Raw genomic sequence first — 20480 nt, forward strand, 5'->3', positions numbered from 1 at the left:
GTCTATATTTGGGGTTAGATTTTTTATATAGTTTGGTTGATAGCAAAACTATATAAAGGGGGTGTTATTCATTGGGAAACACTTGTCACCTTGATCAATCTGATTTACAGGAGTATATGCAAAAGGTATTTGGTACTAGTTATTTGGTTTCTAATGTAACGAAAATGCATGGCGGTGCACAAAAGGTAGTCTATAAGATTGACTGCAGCAATGGATTTTCCAGCGTTCTATATGTGTGGGATCTTACCATGAATTATTTTCAAGAAGAAATAGCAAACGGAGATATACATGAGCAATCCTATAGTAGTGATTTATTTGAATTAAATAACAAGTATTTAATCCAACAGGGAATTCAAACCCCCATTCTATATGATCTGAATAAGGAAAGAAGCCGTTATCCTTATGATTATGCTCTCGTTGAATATGTAAATGGACAAAAGGCAGAAGTGTATTTTCAACATACGGATTCATATGTAAAAGATAAAGTGTTTCAGCGGATAGGAGATATGCTGACAGGTATGCATGCCAATGAGAGAAATACTTATGGGAAAGCGAATCAAAGTGGAGTCAACACGGAAAAATGCCATCACTTGCAAATGAAGCATGCAAAAAAAGATTTAGATTACGCATCCCAACATATTGACAGCATCAAGGCAAGTCATAGCAAGCTACTCGATACATTGTACAAGCTTGAATCAAAAATTGAGCCAAGAAATCGATATGGATTTATACATGGGGAATTAGGCCCAGATCATGTATTAATTGATGACAAACTAGAACCTTATTTGATTGATATCGAAGGAGCCAAGTTCTTTGATATTGAGCATGAGCACAGTTTTTTACAGTTTCGATTTGGGGATTATTATCGATATTTAAAGAATGATACTCTTGATCCCAACAGGATGTTATTTTATCGGTTCCATCATCATATATCTTTAACTTCAGGCGGCTTGAGATTGCTTCACAGAGGGTTTCCAAATCAACAATTTGCAAAAGATCTAACTGATCACCATTCCCATTGTACACAGCGTTTTATTGAAGGGTGATGTCTTTAAGTTAAATATTATCTTTCCTTATAACGACAAAACTACCATGTTAGAAAGTGATTTTCTTACATTTCCTGTGGTGAAACTCTGTTTCATGGTTGGCTAACAGCATGTTTCTTTAAGAAAAAAATCTTTTAAATACAAATGTAACTAGAAATGATCTTCCGCAATCCAGCGATATTGTTGAATAAAACTTACAGTAATTTAATAGATACATGATAGTTATGAAAAATCATAAAGGTCCTTCTTGTTGAAGAATCAGTAAAAGGTATCCTAATTTATTTTTTGAGAAGTAGTGGGCGAAGGCGGATTTTCTTTTTAAAGTAAAGGGGATAAGTGTTTTTGACGGCGATTGCAATTGGTTATAAAATAATGTCTGTTAAGGGATTTTATAGAAACTATCATTCACCTGCTGGGATAAAATGAAAGCATGTATAAAAGGATGAATATACATAGGTGATGAAAAAGTTTTGTTACAAGTACATAGTAGATTCATAGTCTTTCACGAGTGAGAATAGAAAGGGAGGTTGAGGTATTTACACGAACAATGTAGATATCGATTACAGCAATGAATAAAATTATAAAAAAAAGAGTAATTGCACTATCAACAAGTTTAGTAATGTTAGGGAGTGCACCTTTAGCGATATCAGCAGAAGAGAGCAAAAACCTTCAAACAGATCAACTTCGTATCGCACAAGGGGAACGTGGAACGAGCGGATTAAGTTATTCGAATTTCAATCTAGAAACTCCTGATCACATGCAAATTAACGAAGCAGAAGTATCAGAAAACGAGAAAATACTTCTAGAAGAATATAAGCATAAACATGATGAAACAGAAGAACTAAATAAAATGAAGGAAGCTAAAAAAGGTCAAGTAGCAGAAGATGAAGCTATTTCAAACATTGAAAAGGCATTTGAACATGTAGACGGTAAAAATGATGGCTCTACTCGTGAAATGAAGCCGGTTGAAAAGCCAAGAGCCATTCAGTATAGTGCATCGATGACTACAAAGAAATATGGAACACTTGCAGGTACTCCATTTGTAGAGTGGATTGTTCCAGCAGGAAATCCTGATATTCGCCCTGCTAATCCGATGAAAGCACGCTACATTACAATTCATGAGACTGCAAACACAGCCCGTGGTGCGAATGCTGAAAATCATGCGAAATATTTGTATAAACAAGCAACGGAAGGTACGTTCCGAACAGCTTCATGGCATTTTACTGTAGACGACAAACAAATTTATCAGCACTTACCAACAAATGAAAATGGATGGCATGCAGGAGATGGCGATGGCTCAGGAAATAGAGAGTCTATCGGTATCGAAATTTCAGTTAACCAAGATGGAGATTACAATAAAGCGTTAGAGAATGCAAAGAGACTTGCAGGTTATTTAATGAACAAAGAAGGTATTAGTGCGGATCACATTTACAGGCATCAACAATGGAGCGGAAAAAACTGTCCTGATATTTTAATTTCGCGTGGGAATTGGACTGGCTTCGTACAAGGTATTCAATGGTATGCAAATGTTAATGCGCAAATTGACTCGCCTTTACAAGAAAGAGATGAGCTATTTGATTCAAATGAATATAATCCAGCTGAACCTAATATGGAGCTTGTAGTGAATGGTGACGGTATAAACGTACGTAGTGGCGTAGGACTTGAGCATCATATTGTTCGTAAAGCTTCAAACGGAGATCGTTACAAAGTGTTAGCAGTTAAAAATGGTTGGTATAAAATAGGTAATGATGAGTGGATTTTCTATAACCCAAGTTGGATTAAGATAAACTATAATGTGCCAAATAAAGAAGTGCAACAACCAAAAGATGATATTACAGGTGGATGGTTTGAAGGGCATATTCGTAAGCTGAACAGCCTAGGAATTATGCACGGTGAAGGAAATGGTGTATTTGCGCCTTATCGTAATGTAACGAGAGCTGAGTTTGCGACATTAATCTCAAATGCTCTAAAGCTACCAGAAGGAAATAAGTCATTTGTAGATATTAACAAAGCGCATCCATCACTTCATAGCGGTATTAAACGTAGTGCAAGTGCAGGAATTATTAACGGTCGTGGCGGAGGGATTTTTGATCCTAACGCATCTATCACACGTGAAGAAGCATCTATCATGATTGACAACGCATTACAGTATAAAGGTGTTACAGGTAAATTAGTCGCATTACCATTTACAGATCAACATTTGATTACATACAAACAGCCAGTTCAGCGGTTATATAGCTTAAAGGTAGTTACAGGTGTTGGAAATAATGAGTTTAATCCTAAAGGGACAACAACTCGTGGTGAGGCAGCTGCCTTTTTAGTGAAGATGTTAGACTCTATGCAAAAATAAAAATGGTATGTAAAAGTTTGTACTGATGCAAGAAAAAGTAATAAGGATGTTAAAGGAGCTATCCAAAATGAAAATTTGGAACAGCTCCTTTTTATTTTAGCCCCTATGAAGCCCCTTCCAAGCCCCTCATAAGCACCTACCAAGTAATAAATCACTAAGAAAAAACAAAAACAAAAACAACTACAAGAACAAAAAAGCGCGAAAAAATAAAACCGGCGTTGTAGTAGTTAAAAAAATTTGGAATTCAAATGCAAAAACAAAGCCCTCATTCCTATATGTATATTGAAGGGGTGAATTCTGCCTTTTTATGAATAAAAGGAGGAGGGAAATATATGGCGGTGTACCGTAATGTGCAGGTGAACTTTTGGCAAGATGAATTCATATTAGATTTAACGCCAGAGGAGCGTTATTTTTATATATATTTGTTAACTGGTACGAAAACAAAGCAATGTGGAATTTACGTATTGCCGAAACGTTTAGCAGAACTGGAAACAGGGTACAGTATGGAGACTGTTGAGAAGCTATTAAATAGATTTGTAGAATACGGTAAGATTTTATACGATGCGGAAACGAAAGAGTTATACATACTAAATTGGCTACACTATAACCCTATTTTAAATATGAATGTAGAAAAGTGTGTGTTACGTGAGTTAAAGACTGTAAAAAATAAAGAGTTCATACATATGTTTTTACGTAAATGTCTTGAAGAAGAATGGAAGATTCCATTGTTATTGCAGCATTTTGGTATGCCGAAAGAAGAGGAAAATAGTAGTTTACAAGAAGTTGCTGAGGAGAAGGAAGAAGAGATAGAAGAAGAGATAGAAGAGGATACTTCGCATAGTGAAGTTTATAAGTTTTACGAACAACATATAAGTAATCTATCTCCATATATCGTGAAGGAATTGAAAGAGTGGATACAAAAAGTTTCAGGAGAGAGAGTATTAGAGGTTCTGAAGGTTGCGTTTGAACAGAATAAGCGAACGTTTGCTTATGTGAAGGGGATTTTGAGGAATTGGTGTAAGAAAGGGCGGGGAGATTTCAGTGGAAGAAAGGAAGGAGAAGTCTGTTTACATGATCCATAGCATAAGAAAAGATGGATTTTTCCTATTCTAAAAGGTTCTTTCAAAATAGAAGCGAATAGTTTGAGAAAGGAGGGGTTATATGGAAGTCGTCATAAAGAAGAAACGAACTAGAGGTAAGAAAATTTTTATTTGGTCTAGTAGTATCGTTCTTTTGTTAGTTATTTGTACAGTGATTTTTTTGAACATATATACGCTGAGTTCTGTGCCAAAGATAGATGGGACGATAAAACTAGAGGATTTACAACATGCTGTTCAGGTAAAGCGGGATAGTAAAGGGGTACCGCATATTAAAGCGGAAAATGCACATGATTTATATTTTTCGCAAGGGTATGTACAAGCGCAAGATCGTTTGTTTCAAATGGATTTAAGTAGAAGGCAAGCTTCTGGGATGTTGAGTGAAGTTGTAGGGGAAGCAGCTGTTGATCGAGATAAATTGTTTCGAACACTCGGTTTACGACGAGCAGCCGAAGCGTCTGTTAGTCAATATGACGGGGAAGCGAAATATGCCCTGCAGTCATTTGCTGATGGGGTGAACGCTTTTATACGCGAGGCGAAAGAGGAAAAGAAATTGCCAGTTGAGTTTACTATATTAGGATATGAGCCTGCTGAATGGTCTATTGTTGATACGTTAACGATTGGAAAGTATATGGCGTTTGATTTAGGTGGACATTGGCACGGACAGGCGTTTCGATATTGGGCGCTGAAAAATTTGCCGAAAGAGCAAGCAAATGAGCTATTTCCTACATATCCGAAAGATGCGCCTAGATTGCTAGCTGAACTGAAAAATACAAATGTGGACGTAGCACAAAGTTTTGCAAAAACGATCATTCCTCCAGAGTTTAATGGTAGTAATAATTGGGTCATAAGCGGTGAGAAAAGTGCGTCTGGTAAGCCAATCTTAGCGGATGATCCTCATTTATCTCTTGCGACGCCTTCAATTTGGTATCAATCGCAACTCGAAATGAAAGATTTACATGTGAGTGGTGTTATTTTCGCTGGAGTACCGGGTGTTATATTAGGTCACAATGACAAAATAGCATGGGGCGTTACGAATACAGGTCCTGATGTGCAAGATTTATATATTGAGAAGCGAAATCCTAATAATGAAAATGAATTTTTGTATAACGATAAGTGGGAAAAAGCTACAGTTGTTGATGAATCTATTAAAGTAAAAGGCGGGAAAACAATTCCGTATAATGTGACGGTTACGAGGCATGGTCCAGTTATTTCAGGGTTTGCGGATAAAGGGAAAGAGAAAACGAAAACTGTATTCGCTTTGAAATGGACTGCTTTGGAGCCTTCCGCTGAATTAAAGGCTGTATTAAATATGAATAAAGCGAAAGATTGGAATGAGTTTGAAACGGCACTTCAAGATTTTCATACTCCAACTCAAAACTTTGTATTTGCATCAAATGACGGCACAATTGCGTATAAAGCGAATGGAAATATACCAGTGCGTAAAAAAGGTGATGGAAGTTTGCCAGTGCCAGGGTGGACAAATGAATATGAATGGGAAGGGTATATCCCATATGATCAACTTCCAAAAGTAATAAATCCAAAACAAGGGTTTATTTCAACTGCGAATAATAAAATTGTGGATGATAATTATCCGTACCATATTAGTAATACGTGGGCACAGCCATATAGGCAAATGCGTATTCAAGAATTTTTACAAGAGAAAGAAAAGTATACGGTGAAAGATTTAGAAGAGTTACAGATGGATCAAAAAAATTTATACGGGAAAGAATTTGCCCCTATATTTTTAAAAGAGTTAAATAAAGCATCTTTAAATGAAGTAGAGAAAGAAGGCGTAAAACAATTAACAAAGTGGAATTTTTACGATAGTAAAGATGAAGCGGCACCATTAATATTCCATTTGTTAATGAAAGAGATTTCAAATACGTTATTTTCAAAAGAAATACCGAAAGATGTGATGGAGTTATTTGAAGGGAAGTCACAAGTTGTTGATGAATTGATTCGAAAAGAAGTAGCAGGAGAAAACGGCGCTTGGTTTACGAAGTACGGAGGATTCACGAAAGTTGTGCATACATCGTATGAAAATGTAATGAAGAAATTACAGAAGGAATATGGCTCTGATGTTGCGGAGTGGAAGTGGGGCGATTACCATCAACTGGCGTTCACACATCCAATTTCAAAATCATCTAGTATGCTAGCACTACTTGCATTTAATCGTGAAAAACCAATTCCAATCGGCGGAAGCCAAGTTACCGTTCAAGCAGCGAGTTACGGAGAAAATGGTATTGTAAATCACGGAGCTTCTTGGAGATTTGTTATTGATACAAAAGATATGTCAAACGGTTATCATATTGTAGGACCGGGACAATCGGGACATTTTAGAAGCGATTGGTACCATGATCAAATAGATGATTGGGTAAATGGAACGTATCATACGACTACATTGAATACGGAGGGGATAGAGGGGAAAGTGTTAACTTTAGAGCCGAAGTGATAATATTTCCACTGATTAAAAATTATAAATTAGAATATAACCCAGTTCTTAAATGATTTTAAAAGCCTACTATCAGTTAAGTGGATAGTAGGCTATTTTATAGGATAAGATTCAATAATTTTATTATGACAAAACAGTAAGTGTTTTAACATTTACTTATACGATAACGGGCCTTATTTACTCTGTTACAGTTGCTCATTTTTATACACCGCGAAACATTTTGTTATTCAATAATTCCAATTTCTAGAGCCTTTTGAACGGCTTCTTCTTTGTTACGGACTCCTAGCTTTGTATAAGCTGTGGAAGCATAATTTCTGACCGTACCACTCGATAAATATAACCTTGATGCTATGGTAGTGTATCGAAGGCCTTTTGCTACTAGCTGCAATATTTCTATCTCCCTAGCTGTTAGCTCATAAGCGGTTGCTTTTGATTGTGGTGTCTCTTTTTGCACATCAAACTTCTCAAATATTTTGTGAGACATTCCCTGATCAATTAGTGTCCCACCTTTGTGAATAAGTCGGATCGTATTAGCTAGCTCCAACGTTTCAATAGATTTAAGTAAAAAACCATCCGCACCGTTGCGAAGTGATTCCAATGCCTGTTCGGTATCTTGAAACGTTGTAAAAATCAATACGCGGATATGTGGCCATTGTTGCTTAATCTTTTTGGTTGCTTCGATTCCATCCATGTGCTGCATATCTAAATCCATAAGTATAACATGGGGTTGAAGGCGCCCACACAAATCGATGGCTTGATTGCCATCCTCAGCCAAGCCGACTACATGTAAATCTTCATATCTATCGAGTAGTGTCCTCAAACTTTCCCGAACAAATGGCTGATCGTCTACAATTAACAAACGAATAAGTCCATCTTTTATTTCAGTTTGTCGCGGTATGGTGCATGTAACAAGCATTCCTTCCTCTGGCTTTGTATATACAGACAAATGACCTTGCAAATTCATTGCCCGTTCTTTCATCGCATTCATACCGAAGCCTTCCTGCCATTCTACATTTTCTTTTCCATTATCTTGAACTTCTAACCTCGTATATTGTTCGTCAAACTGCAATGAAACTATAATTTCAGTCCCCTGACCATGACGTACTGCGTTCGTAAGGGACTCTTGTAAGCAACGAATGAATGCGATCTTTGCTTGCCGAGATAGTTGATATTCCTCTCCGAATGTCCTAAAACTTACATTTACCTGAGCGTGCTCCTGAAATTCGGCTCCAAGATTTTGTAGAGATTGAATCAAGGAAGGCGATTGACACGGAGAATCCATTTGATGTAGGTAACCTCTCACGTCCTCGATGCTTTTCCGTCCCATTTCAAGCAGAGAATCTAGCCTCTGTATACCCATTTCAGTAGCAAGTTCGGTACGCAACGTTTCCATCCCCATAATAATAGAAGTATAAGCGTGACCAACTGTATCATGAAGCTCACTCGACAGTCTGTTCCGTTCTTCTGCCAGTGTAATGCGTTCAATCTGAGACATATATTGCTCAAGTACCGCGTTTTGTTTACGAATCGCTTCATTTTGCTTATGATTGACGATTAATAAATGGAAAGCGAAGCCCATTACATAAGCAAGTCCATAGTAGGTAACCATAATCCAATAGCTATTACTTGGCGCAACCGCATAGAAAATTCCAGTTGTTATAAAAACTGTTGTTGGAGCTGTCCAATAATAGGATAAATGCTGACTATTCGCAGCAATCAGAAAAGCCGATATAAGAAATGTAACGTTAGCTCCCGGAAATAAAGAAGTTAAATATATACACAGTCCACCATATAGCAGTATTTCTGTGAACAAATAATATTTATAATTGAATAGTAAGGCTACCCATGGAACAGAGAAGGCAATAATTTCCCAAAGAATAATAATCCAAAGTGGCAATGTTAAACTATCCTGAAAATCTAATGTGGTTATGGCGATAGAGACACTAACAAGTATACGGACTCCTAACATAATCCAATCGTACCAAACCCAATACTTAACCATATCTAACAAGTTATTTACCCCCTAAATAGCCTACCTTTTTACTTCCTATATTATAAATTAATCCTTCATACATTGTTAAACTTTTTAATTTTACACTGCAATTCTCTTACAGAAGGCAAACTTCTATCGATTTAGTTGCCGAATCATGCTACGTGTATAGCCCCCAATTTTCTTTGTTAAACCATCTACTATTTTAATACTTATGGCGGTAAATACTATACCCATAAACATTACAAAGAGTGACTTGGCAAACGTATCTATCTGTATGAATATGATATTCATTTCAATGTAGCGATATAGTAGTGGTGCTAACAGGAACATAAGTGGCATTACATAAAAAATGGTTGCACTAATGAGACTAAAAATGCCAATCGCAAATTTCTGCATTAACCAATAGACAGCAGACCAAGTGCGACGATCAGTAAGCACTAATTTCACCTGAGTCCAGTTCGATGTATCTATTGTTATACTTTTATCATAAGAGTCTGTTGAAATATCTGTATAAATTTTCGTCTGTATGCGCTCGAATTGGATAAAAGGTGTAGTAGTCTGTAGTACACGTATAACTAGTGGAATCCCAATTACCGTAAATGAAAGGGTGAAACTGAATAGCAGAGCTATTAGATAAAAACAAAAATAAAACAATCCTGTAACGAAAGTTAGCAATAAAAAATAACCATTCTGGATGAATCTTGATTTCATAAAGTTCATCGCTCCTATCTATGTAATAACCGAATTGTACTGCTTTTTTTGTCATTCTCACTAGTGTAAAAGTGTCATATGACATTTCTAAATGATGATAAAAAGGGGAGAGTAACCTACTTCTGGTTAAAAAAGATGCTTATATTAATCTCCATAAAACAATCCCGTTCTTGCAGATGCAAGAAGGGATTGTTTTGTACTTTTATTTAATATGAGATGGACTTGTTTTTCGAATATGAAACATAATATCAAATTGCTCAAGCAATGACGTATCAAAGTATGCCGATTCGTTCGGTAAGAGTCGTGCTCCTATACTTAGTAATGGTCTTTTTGCTTGAACCCATTTCTCTGCTGGTCCTTTAAGGTGACGGTTATCCAATAAAAACATTTTATATGGTACTTTTCCGAGGGTATAATTGAAACTATTTACATCTTGTGGAATCGGATCCGTTATAATCTTATCTCCGGTGTCGTTGTATAAGGTGAAATTCCCCTCCGTAGTTGTACTGCCAATTGTGACATAATTATTGTCTAAACGTTCCTTTAAATACTGCCCCGCAACGTAAGGGTATAATTTCTCATCGATAATTCCTTTAGCTATATGAATATTGTGTCCCCATACCATCGTTTTACCACCCAATGTCTCTTGTACCCACATTGCATGATCGGCCAAGTATTGCTCATGTAGCTTTAACATACTTGGATAGTCGTTAGGAATTAGCATTGTGGTAAATTTCTCTATTACACTTGCCGTTGCTTTCGCCCAGATGTACTCGGGTGAAACTAATTCTGTTTTGGCTTGCCCATTCTCATCTTTTAGTAATTGGGCTACTCTCTCAGCGTTTGCTTTGAACTTTTCCTTTATTTCAGGAGCAAGGTCCATATATTCCTGTAAACCTCCATTAAAAGCCGACAATTCTTTATAATTTTCTTCTACTTCTGCCAGCAAATCTGGTCGATGCAGCCTTACATAATCAATTACTTTATTAAAGCAACCTTGGTCCAACTCCTTGAAGTCGAGCCCAATAAATTGGATCTTTTTTTTATTGGATGGATCAGCATTATAATCTTTCATCCACTCAATCATGGCTATAATTTCATCAGTAGGATATAACAAGTTTAAAAATTCCCTAGGGTTTCCTTTTCCTGTTTGGATATATTCATTTAGTTTTAAGCCGTTTCCCCAATCTTCTTCCATTGTGAAATTTGTAAAACCCATCTCAGTAACTAAATATTTCACAAGGCGAAACTTCATAGTGAAAATTTCAGAGCTTCCATGAGTATTCTCTCCTAAGCCTACATATTGTGCGCTCCCAATCATTTTCTTAAGTGGTTTTAAATCCTCAAATGATTTTGACGGCTCTATCGTTTTTAATGGGTAAGCCTGTGATTGTATTGATTTAACTATATTTTTTTGTATTGATTGACCTGAATTTTCGACTGCTACTGTTTGAGCCTTTCCTACTTCTACACATCCTGTGACTAATAAAGCTGTACTAACCATTGCAATTATTCTTTTCTTATTCATTTTTTCCACCTCAATTGAATTATTTGTAAAAGCAAGATTGATTCATTGTACTTGCACGAATCAATTGCCTTAATCCAATTGTTATTTATTCCATATCATATTTTCTAGTTACATATTGTCATAAGGTTAATTGACACAGGTCATATGCTAATCATTACACTTCTGTACTATCGGCTATGACAACTTATAAATAATAATTACCTTGATGAGTCGTAAGTAAGACTAGACTATAAATTGGGGAGGGGTTTTAAAGATGAATGAATCTGTATACAAAAATATTTTTATTCTAAGTTGTGTCTGTGGAAATGACAAGAAGTAAATTCGATAAACAAGTGAATGAAAGGGGAAGGGCGGATTACAATGATATTACACGCAAAATCGTTCCACAATAAAGATAAAATCCAACGTGCTAAAATAGGACTTCAACTCTTTCTGAGTATTTTAATCATTACTTCTATTATCTTAAATGTATTAGTAATAATTACGAAAAGTATGCCGCTTATTGTGGTATATATGTTTACCCCAGCAATTTCTTCTATTTTGACTCGCATAATACTGAAAGAAGGGTTTAAAGATGTATCTTTTAGTCTCGGTAACTTAAAGATATGGAAGGGGATCGGTTTTGCTCTGCTAATTCCTATAATTATTTGTGGAATTACTTATTCCATCGCCTGGTTGAGCGGAATTGCGAGGTTTCAGCATCCCGAAGGTGGTATGTTAGAACCAATCTACAATATGCTTGGACTTCAGTATGTAACGGCACCATTCAGTTTCATTTATCTAGTAGTATTGAGCGGCATTTTCGGAAGTTTGCTTAACTTAATCCCAGTTTTGGGAGAAGAAATGGGTTGGCGAGGTTATATGCTCACAAGGCTAGTCGATGCAGAGTTTTCACGGCCTATCCTTATTAGTGGATTGATTTGGGCAACGTGGCATATTCCAATAGTTGTTGCTGGCCTATATGTAGAGGGACCATCTGCCGTTCTTTCAGTACTGGGTATCTATCTTTGTATTGTACCATTTGGTTATATTACAGCTTGTTTACGACTTATCACAGGTAGCATTTGGCCTTCGGTTATTATCCATGCTACTTGGAATGCTATTATTCAAGGACCTTTCGCACGTGCAAGTACAGGGTATCAAACTGAGATTTGGATTGGAGAATCTGGCTTGATAACCGCCCTTATTATCTTGATTACGGCAATAATTGTGTCTCGGATAATAAGATTTACTAAATATTGATTTTTCACATAAATTTTTAAAAAATGATTGTGAATCAGAAAAACGGACTCTCAGATTGTTTTTTAAGGGTTTTTATCGGACGTGCGAATGTCATATGTATCGATAAGGATTAAATTTCACACGATTGAAAACAGGGTGTTTAAACGTTATTTTGTTTTTATTCGTAATTTTAAATCTGAAATACTGAAGCCAATGTAATACAATTTCATTGGCTTCAGTATTTTGATTCTTAACTAAAAATAGAGTGGAAAATTAAGGGTGTCATATATATTAATTAAAAGTAGCATACAAAGAATGCTTAAGTGACATTTCTTTTGTTATAGAATAAACAAATCCTGATATTGCAGTAACTATTATTTTGAGGTCAATTTACTGTGAAATAAGTGTCTAATGTCTACTATTAATTTGGATCTATGTGACTGCATCTCTTAATTAGGGGTGTTGTTTTTGTTAAGTAATAGCCATTGTACTTAGAAAATAAATAATATGTTTATGTGATGGAGTAATAAAGCTAGGTAGCATAAAGATTGATACTACAAAGATTAACAACATATAAAAAAATATTTATATGTTGTGTCACCGCTGCTATCCCTAATAATTTTTGAATCTATTTATTTCTTCCGCTTTTGCGGAAACTAAAACTAATGTTGCGACCAGTAATATAGTGCCAATTAGATAAAAATAGTTGGCACTATATCGTCAGTATTTTTAATATTCCATTCGCTTTTTGTGTTTTCTATTTTTATTTTTGTACTGATGATAAGACCTTTCCCTCAATTAGATCTTTAAATAACGTAGACCTATTTGGTGCTTGAATTTCTTCCAACGTGAATTTTCCGAAGCACAGTGGTTCAGAAATAGCTTTATCATTTTCATCTGCTGTTAAATTTTCGACTTCTTTATTATCTTTGTCAAAAATTTGGAATACAGCAGTTTATCAGTTTTATATTCGAATTTGCAGCATCCACTTTTTTAATCTCAGTTTGTCCAAGTGATTGAATTTTTGGCTGTTAGTTCTTACTGTGATACAGTATCTCCTTGGACTTTCACTGTATTTTTAATCTTTTTTCCAGCTTGTCCCTCGCATGGAGTACCATTGTATGCCACTCTGTATGTGTCACATCCCAAAATTCTTCGTTTTCTTTTCCTACATTAAATTTACTTTTGTCTGTATCGAATTGTATCTGTCACTGTTTAGCCTACTATTTGTAATGTACCTGGGGCATATTCTAGTTCGTCTGGCAATGTATCCGCAAAGGCTAGATTTTTCGCAGGATTAGCAAGAAGCTATTACTTACTAGAGTTGTATACTCCAATCATCCCTTGTTTCTGTATTTTGTAGGTTCTTCACTGTTTTCCCAAGTTCTATGATTAGATCTTGGAGAATTAAGAAACGACCTCAGCTCATTTCATTGTCGTTTAGAAAATTATAAGAAAAGAATCTATTTCTTTCACACTTTTCCTAACTACTCTGATATTTAGATGCTACTTACAAATAAATAATATATGATTTTCATAAAAAAAATATAGTAATATTTTGTCGTGAATTGTACTAATTTGATATTTTATAGTAATATTTTGTCTTGAGTTATACCTGACGGAAAATAATTTATGAATTTATACAGGAACGATGTAAAAATTTATCAGTAATCTAATTAAGAGGAGAAGGTAATGAATAATTCAATCGATATACAACACTTGTGTGATCTCGCACATAAAGCCTTTAATGTACCTGTTCACATTTTATCCACAGACAAAAAAATCTTATATCATTCTAATTCTGAGGATATTTGTAGTCCTTTTTATTCTTCTAAAGAAGAATATCTTAGTGACATTTATCAAGAAAATGATCCCTATAATTTGCCCCTTTTCAGATGTAACAGTTATCTTGAAAATTTCATCCTAATTCATATAGAAAATCATGATTATATAAAAGGGACTATAATAATTGGCCCCACTATACATCCAAAGGGATCGGATGATGTAACCTTTAAACTTCGAAAAGAATTTAACTCAAATGATAATATTCAAGAAAGACTAACCTATTTTCAATCCCTACCTGAGGTTAAAAAAACTTCTTTAATTGATATGGGAATTTTATTGCATTACATGATTTTCAATGAAAAGTTAGATGTTGATATTGTGGTAGAAAAAAATAAAGTGTTAGAGGAAGTTCCCTATAAAATTGTGAAACCTGATCTATATATTTTAAAACGTCAACAAAATAAACCAAAAACTCACAACATGGCATTAGTACATAATTATTTTTCAGCAATCAAAGAGGGAAATAAAAAGAAGTTGTTGCAATATATGTATGCAGTTTCGCAGGAAGATACGGAATTAATTTTAACAGCGGATCCACTCAGAAACCAAAAAAACCATGGGATTATTGCGATTACTTTAGCAACTCGATATGCGATAGAAGGTAATCTCCCACCAGACATTGCTTTTGCTCTTAGTATTTTGTATATCCAAACCATGGAACAACTAGAGAACGTGGACTCTGTAAGGCGATTGTCAGGAGATGCTTTACGTACTTTTGCAGATCGGGTGAAAGAATTCAATGCGCAAAAATTTTCAAATGCGGTTACTACATGTATGAATCATATTAGTAAAAATGTTTACGATGGAATATCTCTCAATGAACTCGCTAATCATTTGGATATTACCCCTACTTATTTATCTAAATTATTTAAAAAAGAAGTGGGGATTCCTTTAAGTGAATTTATTCAAAGGGAACGAGTGGAAGAAGCAAAAAAATTATTAACACTCACTACATATCCACTATCAGATATTTGTGCCTGGCTTAATTTTAACGACCAAAGTTATTTTACAAGGGTTTTCAAAAAAACAACTAACATGACACCTAGACAGTATCGTGAAAAATATACCGTAATATAAGCTTAGTATCAGTTTCTTGTGAAAAAACTTTAATATACGCGCAAGTAAATCTAAAACTTGAGCATACTGTTTCTTTTACTCTAGAAAGGGTATGTGATTGATCTAGAAAAGGAATATGTATTCAAATAGATCTTGAAGAGTCCATGAAACATTTAGTGAAGCCAAAGGACAAGGGTAAGATTTATAACATGTTGTTAATTTTAAAGAGTACACTATCCGTTATTTTTCTAAGGAGACAAAAAAACAGAAGGCCGCCAAGGTTCTTTTCGAGAAAGCTTTGCGGCTTTTTTTATATTTTAAAACCCATGGTTATAACGAGGAATAAGTTTATAGATTAATATCTTCATGTTAAGTATTTAATAATGGTGATATTAGGGACTATTACATAAAGTTTAACAATATAACATATATCACTTGATATATCTATAGTATATGCAATTATACATAACCAAATAAAGGGGAAAAAGTATAAAAAAACCTATTAAATTATTCTATAAGTATTTTTTTAAAAATAAAATTGCTTGGTTGAGCTAAAATGGTTATTTACTAACCGTATACACTTTAATTTGTAATCATTACAATTACAGAGCTGTAATTCCTAATTAATTATATTGGTATAATTAATTAGACTCGTATTTTTACTTAATAGTTAAATTATCGAGCTCAATCGACAAAATTTTGCTATTTACGCATTGGAAATTTAATGTTTTAATGAACAACATAACTGGTATGACCACACAGAAGGGAGAAGAGCAAGCTAATAGAGATAGAGGTTATTAAATTTGCAAGTAACATTATGTTGTGAATAATTTTCTTAATAATCAGTTTATTTTTAAGGTATTTAGAATCTCAAAAGTAGTATTTTTGTAAAAATGGGTTTTAAGTTTCTACATAGCAAAAGTGAATTTATTCCGCAATAAAAGTATAAGCAATGTACAGTATAATTTCATCTTTTGTAGTCTTGTAAGGCTATTGCTGACAAAACTAAAAACCATATTATGAAATTGATATTAAAAAAAGGTCATGACAGGATTAACTCTAGAAGCAATGGTTATCTATCTTCACGGATCTGTAAGTTAAACAGCAGCTCTAAGGGGGAAATAATATTTTACTACTTATTGGGCAGCTAATTCAAATATAGCTGATGAATTTTTATCGTTTACTATTTGAAAAATAGAGTATCTAAATGAGAGGGAAGTAAAATCCTTAGATCCTCTTAGAAGTAAATAATAACGATAACACCCTATCCGAAAGACTTCCCATTCCCCATGCGTGTGCAAGGAGAGAGCCTAGCGCTAGGGCGTACAAGTTATATGAATCAAGTTATAAAAAACAATGGTAAAGGAGTGTACGGAATGAAAAATAAAATAATGACAGGATTTTTAATAACATCCATTGTAACTGGAGCAACTATTCCTATCAATACTCTCGCAGCACCAATCGTTCAAGCAGAAACTCAACAGGAAAGCATGGATATTTCTTCATCATTACGAAAATTAGGTGCGCAATCTAAATTAATCCAAACGTATATTGATCAATCTTTAATGAGTCCTAATGTACAGCTAGAGGAAGTCCCAGCTTTAAATACCAATCAATTCCTAATTAAACAAGATATGAAGGAATGGTCATCGGAACTCTATCCACAGTTAATTCTATTAAATTCAAAAAGTAAAGGATTTGTAACGAAATTTAATAGCTATTACCCGACATTAAAATCGTATGTAGACAATAAAGAAGATAGAGAAGGGTTTTCGGATAGACTTGAAGTTCTTCAAGAAATGGCTATGACGAATCAAGAAAATGCGCAACGACAAATTAATGAATTAACAGATCTTAAATTACAGCTTGATAAAAAATTAAAAGATTTCGATACTAATGTGGCAACTGCGCAAGGCATATTAGGTACAGATGGAACAGGAAAAATAGATCAGTTAAAAAATGAAATATTAAATACCAAAAAAGCAATTCAAAATGATTTACAACAAATTGCATTAATACCAGGAGCTTTAAATGAGCAGGGATTTGCTATATTCAAAGAAGTTTATAGTCTTTCAAAAGAAATTATTGAACCGGCTGCTCAAGCAGGGATGGCAGCGTATAACAAAGGAAAAGAAATTAACAACTCTATTCTAGAAGCGGAGAAAAAAGCGGCGCAAGAAGCGACAGAACAAGGTAAAACTGCTCTAGAGATTAAATCGGCCAAAAAAGCAGCTCGTGAAGCAATTGAGAAAAGCAAACAAGGTGAAATAGCTGCAGCTGCAGCCGCAAAAACGCAAGAATATGACCTGATGAAAGCCATTGATACTGAAAAGATTAAGAAAACATTTGGTGTCTTCGCAGAAGTAAATAAACTAACAGCAGAGCAGCGAGCATATTTAGATGACTTAGAGAAACAAAACCAAAAAATATATGATTTAACAACGAAACTATCAATAGCAGATTTACAAAAATCAATGCTTCTTCTTTCACAAAATGATTTGCATACGTTTGCAAACCAAGTAGATGTAGAACTTGACCTACTAAAGCGCTATAAAGAAGATTTGGATCTAATAAAAAATAACATTACAAAATTATCTACTAATGTTGATGCAACTAACGAGCAGTCTCAAAAAGATACATTAAGACAATTAAAAAATGTAATAAGTTACCTTGAAGAACAGGTATATAAATTTTGATATTACGTTTTTCAAAAAAACTATAAAGATTATAAGAATCTAGCGAAAGAAGGAGAATAGTTATGAAAAAATTCCCATTCAAAGTGCTAACTTTAGCCACTCTGGCAACGGTTATAACTGCTACTACTGGTAACACTATTCATGCATTTGCACAAGAAACGACCGCTCAAGAACAAAAAGTAGGCAATTATGCTTTAGGTCCCGAGGGACTGAAGAAAGCATTGGCTGAAACAGGGTCTCATATTCTTGTAATGGATTTGTACGCAAAAACAATGATTAAGCAACCGAATGTAAATTTATCTAATATCGATTTAGGATCAGAAGGAGGGGAGTTGCTCAAAAATATTCACCTTAATCAAGAACTGTCACGAATCAATGCGAATTATTGGTTAGATAAAGCGAAGCCACAGATTCAAAAAACAGCTCGTAATATTGTAAATTACGATGAACAATTTCAAAATTATTACGACACTTTAGTAGATACTGTACAAAAGAAAGATAAGGCAGGTCTAAAAGAGGGCATAAGTGATTTAATTACTACAATTAATACAAATTCAAAAGAGGTTACAGATGTAATTAAGATGCTACAAGACTTCAAAGGGAAACTATATCAAAATTCTACAGATTTTAAAAATAATGTTGGTGGTCCAGATGGCAAAGGTGGATTAACTGCAATATTAGCAGGTCAACAGGCAACGATTCCGCAACTTCAAGCTGAAATTGAGCAACTTCGTTCTACTCAGAAAAAACATTTTGATGATGTATTAGCATGGTCAATTGGTGGTGGATTGGGAGCAGCTATTTTAGTTATTGCAGCTATTGGAGGAGCAGTTGTAATTGTTGTAACTGGTGGTACAGCAACACCAGCTGTTGTTGGTGGACTTTCAGCTCTTGGAGCAGCTGGTATCGGTCTAGGAACTGCGGCGGGTGTCACGGCATCTAAGCATATGGACTCCTATAACGAAATTTCTAACAAAATCGGAGAATTAAGTATGAAAGCAGATCGTGCTAATCAAGCAGTTCTTTCGCTTACTAACGCGAAAGAAACATTGGCATATCTATATCAGACTGTAGATCAAGCGATCTTGTCTCTAACAAATATTCAAAAGCAATGGAATACAATGGGCGCAAATTATACAGATTTACTGGATAATATCGATTCTATGCAAGACCACAAATTCTCTTTAATACCGGATGATTTAAAAGCTGCTAAAGAAAGTTGGAATGATATTCATAAAGATGCAGAATTCATTTCAAAAGATATTGCTTTTAAACAGGAATAGAACTGAAAATTAAAACCTAAATTGGAGGAAAATGAAATGATAAAAAAAATCCCTTACAAATTACTCGCTGTATCGACGTTATTAACTATTACAACCGCTAATGTAGTTTCACCAGTAACAACTTTTGCAAGTGAAATTGAACAAACGAACAATGGAGATACGGCTCTTTCTGCAAATGAAGCGAGAATGAAAGAGACCTTGCAAAAGGCCGGTTTATTTGCAAAATCTATGAATGCCTATTCTTATATGTTAATTAAAAATCCAGATGTGAACTTTGAAGGAATTACTATTAATGGATATGTGGATTTACCTGGTAGAATTGTACAAGATCAAAAGAATGCAAGAGCACATGCTGTTACTTGGGATACAAAAGTAAAAAAACAGCTTTTAGATACATTGACTGGTATTGTTGAATATGATACAACATTTGATAATTATTATGAAACAATGGTAGAGGCGATTAATACAGGGGATGGAGAAACTTTAAAAGAAGGGATTACAGATTTACGAGGTGAAATTCAACAAAATCAAAAGGTTGCACAACAACTAATAGAAGAATTAACTAAATTAAGAGACTCTATTGGACAAGATGTTAGAGCATTTGGAAGCAATAAAGATCTCTTGCAGTCGATTTTAAAAAACCAAGGTGCAGATGTTGAAGCCGATCAAAAGCGTCTAGAAGAAGTATTAGGATCAGTAAACTATTATAAACAATTAGAATCTGATGGGTTTAATGTAATGAAGGGTGCTATTTTGGGTCTACCGATAATTGGCGGTATTATAGTAGGAGTAGCAAGAGATAATTTAGGTAAGTTAGAGCCTTTATTAGCAGAATTACGTCAGACCGTGGATTATAAAGTAACATTAAATCGTGTAGTTGGAGTTGCTTATAGTAATATTAATGAAATGCACAAGGCACTTGATGATGCTATTAACGCTCTTACTTATATGTCCACGCAGTGGCATGATCTAGATTCTCAATATTCGGGCGTTCTAGGGCATATTGAGAATGCAGCTCAAAAAGCGGATCAAAATAAATTTAAATTCTTAAAACCTAATTTAAATGCAGCGAAAGACAGTTGGAAAACATTAAGAACAGATGCTGTTACATTAAAAGAAGGGATAAAGGAATTAAAAGTGGAAACTGTTACTCCACAAAAATAGGGAAATATTAATTCTGTTGCAAAGTGAACCATAAC

Annotated in this window: 13 protein-coding genes; 9 read left to right on the plus strand and 4 right to left on the minus strand. The window is 34.6% G+C overall.

Annotation, left to right across the window (positions count from 1 at the left end; genetic code table 11):
- Window positions 1-116 precede the first annotated feature (116 nt).
- The 4 genes from DM800_RS25120 to DM800_RS25140 all read left to right on the plus strand — a co-directional run bounded on the left by DM800_RS25120 (window position 117) and on the right by DM800_RS25140 (window position 6948).
- A complete protein-coding gene (locus tag DM800_RS25120; RefSeq protein ID WP_147787907.1) occupies window positions 117-1046 on the plus strand; it encodes a phosphotransferase in 930 nt (309 codons plus the stop codon).
- Between the two features lie 568 nt (window positions 1047-1614).
- On the plus strand, window positions 1615-3396 hold the full coding sequence (locus tag DM800_RS25125) for an S-layer homology domain-containing protein (protein WP_147787867.1): 1782 nt from the start codon (window positions 1615-1617) through the stop codon (window positions 3394-3396).
- Window positions 3397-3728: 332 nt separating this feature from the next.
- Entirely contained in the window at window positions 3729-4478 is a 750-nt protein-coding gene (locus DM800_RS25135) for a DnaD domain-containing protein (RefSeq protein ID WP_147787868.1), read from the plus strand.
- Between the two features lie 79 nt (window positions 4479-4557).
- Window positions 4558-6948 (plus strand): penicillin acylase family protein, encoded by a 2391-nt coding sequence (locus tag DM800_RS25140; RefSeq protein ID WP_147787869.1) that lies wholly within the window; start codon window positions 4558-4560, stop codon window positions 6946-6948.
- A 223-nt stretch (window positions 6949-7171) separates the two neighbouring features.
- On the opposite strand, the gene DM800_RS25145 is transcribed toward DM800_RS25140, so the two are convergent.
- The 3 genes from DM800_RS25145 to DM800_RS25155 all read right to left on the minus strand — a co-directional run bounded on the left by DM800_RS25145 (window position 7172) and on the right by DM800_RS25155 (window position 11180).
- Entirely contained in the window at window positions 7172-8959 is a 1788-nt protein-coding gene (locus DM800_RS25145) for a helix-turn-helix transcriptional regulator (protein ID WP_147787870.1), read from the minus strand.
- Between the two features lie 114 nt (window positions 8960-9073).
- A complete protein-coding gene (locus DM800_RS25150; protein WP_147787871.1) occupies window positions 9074-9652 on the minus strand; it encodes a sensor domain-containing protein in 579 nt (192 codons plus the stop codon).
- A 202-nt stretch (window positions 9653-9854) separates the two neighbouring features.
- Window positions 9855-11180: an erythromycin esterase family protein gene (locus DM800_RS25155; RefSeq protein WP_147787872.1), complete on the minus strand. Its 1326-nt coding sequence runs from the start codon at window positions 11178-11180 to the stop codon at window positions 9855-9857.
- Between the two features lie 360 nt (window positions 11181-11540).
- Here DM800_RS25155 and DM800_RS25160 point away from each other — a divergent pair, with 360 nt between their 5' ends.
- Window positions 11541-12422 carry a CPBP family intramembrane glutamic endopeptidase gene (locus tag DM800_RS25160; RefSeq protein ID WP_147787873.1) on the plus strand — a complete coding sequence of 294 codons (882 nt, stop codon included), beginning with the start codon at window positions 11541-11543 and terminating at the stop codon, window positions 12420-12422.
- Window positions 12423-13164: 742 nt separating this feature from the next.
- On the opposite strand, the gene DM800_RS29990 is transcribed toward DM800_RS25160, so the two are convergent.
- Entirely contained in the window at window positions 13165-13341 is a 177-nt protein-coding gene (locus DM800_RS29990) for a SpaA isopeptide-forming pilin-related protein (RefSeq protein WP_157835323.1), read from the minus strand.
- Between the two features lie 752 nt (window positions 13342-14093).
- On the opposite strand from DM800_RS29990, the gene DM800_RS25175 reads away from it, so the two are divergent.
- From DM800_RS25175 to hblA, 4 genes are all read left to right on the plus strand, one after another.
- On the plus strand, window positions 14094-15323 hold the full coding sequence (locus DM800_RS25175) for a helix-turn-helix domain-containing protein (protein ID WP_147787874.1): 1230 nt from the start codon (window positions 14094-14096) through the stop codon (window positions 15321-15323).
- Window positions 15324-16678: 1355 nt separating this feature from the next.
- Window positions 16679-17998, plus strand: coding sequence for a hemolytic enterotoxin HBL lytic component L2 (gene hblC / locus DM800_RS25180; RefSeq protein ID WP_147787875.1), 1320 nt, complete (start codon window positions 16679-16681; stop codon window positions 17996-17998).
- A 62-nt stretch (window positions 17999-18060) separates the two neighbouring features.
- Window positions 18061-19281: a hemolytic enterotoxin HBL lytic component L1 gene (gene hblD / locus DM800_RS25185; RefSeq protein ID WP_002128070.1), complete on the plus strand. Its 1221-nt coding sequence runs from the start codon at window positions 18061-18063 to the stop codon at window positions 19279-19281.
- Window positions 19282-19317: 36 nt separating this feature from the next.
- Entirely contained in the window at window positions 19318-20445 is a 1128-nt protein-coding gene (gene hblA, locus DM800_RS25190; RefSeq protein ID WP_000591974.1) for a hemolysin BL binding component B, read from the plus strand.
- Window positions 20446-20480 lie beyond the last annotated feature (35 nt).

Source organism: Bacillus sp. AY18-3, assembly GCF_008042305.1.
GTDB classification, from domain to species: Bacteria; Bacillota; Bacilli; order Bacillales; family Bacillaceae_G; genus Bacillus_A; species Bacillus_A wiedmannii.

Excerpts from the sequence above, each read along its gene's own strand:
- hblA (WP_000591974.1), top strand. The coding sequence starts at position 19,318 with ATGATAAAAAAAATCCCTTACAAATTACTCGCTGTATCGACGTTATTA.
- DM800_RS25125 (WP_147787867.1), top strand. The coding sequence starts at position 1,615 with ATGAATAAAATTATAAAAAAAAGAGTAATTGCACTATCAACAAGTTTA.
- DM800_RS25175 (WP_147787874.1), top strand. The coding sequence starts at position 14,094 with ATGAATAATTCAATCGATATACAACACTTGTGTGATCTCGCACATAAA.
- DM800_RS25135 (WP_147787868.1), top strand. The coding sequence starts at position 3,729 with ATGGCGGTGTACCGTAATGTGCAGGTGAACTTTTGGCAAGATGAATTC.
- DM800_RS25120 (WP_147787907.1), top strand. The coding sequence starts at position 117 with ATGCAAAAGGTATTTGGTACTAGTTATTTGGTTTCTAATGTAACGAAA.
- hblC (WP_147787875.1), top strand. The coding sequence starts at position 16,679 with ATGAAAAATAAAATAATGACAGGATTTTTAATAACATCCATTGTAACT.
- DM800_RS25160 (WP_147787873.1), top strand. The coding sequence starts at position 11,541 with ATGATATTACACGCAAAATCGTTCCACAATAAAGATAAAATCCAACGT.
- DM800_RS25155 (WP_147787872.1), bottom strand. The coding sequence starts at position 11,180 with ATGAATAAGAAAAGAATAATTGCAATGGTTAGTACAGCTTTATTAGTC.
- DM800_RS25150 (WP_147787871.1), bottom strand. The coding sequence starts at position 9,652 with ATGAAATCAAGATTCATCCAGAATGGTTATTTTTTATTGCTAACTTTC.
- DM800_RS25140 (WP_147787869.1), top strand. The coding sequence starts at position 4,558 with ATGGAAGTCGTCATAAAGAAGAAACGAACTAGAGGTAAGAAAATTTTT.
- hblD (WP_002128070.1), top strand. The coding sequence starts at position 18,061 with ATGAAAAAATTCCCATTCAAAGTGCTAACTTTAGCCACTCTGGCAACG.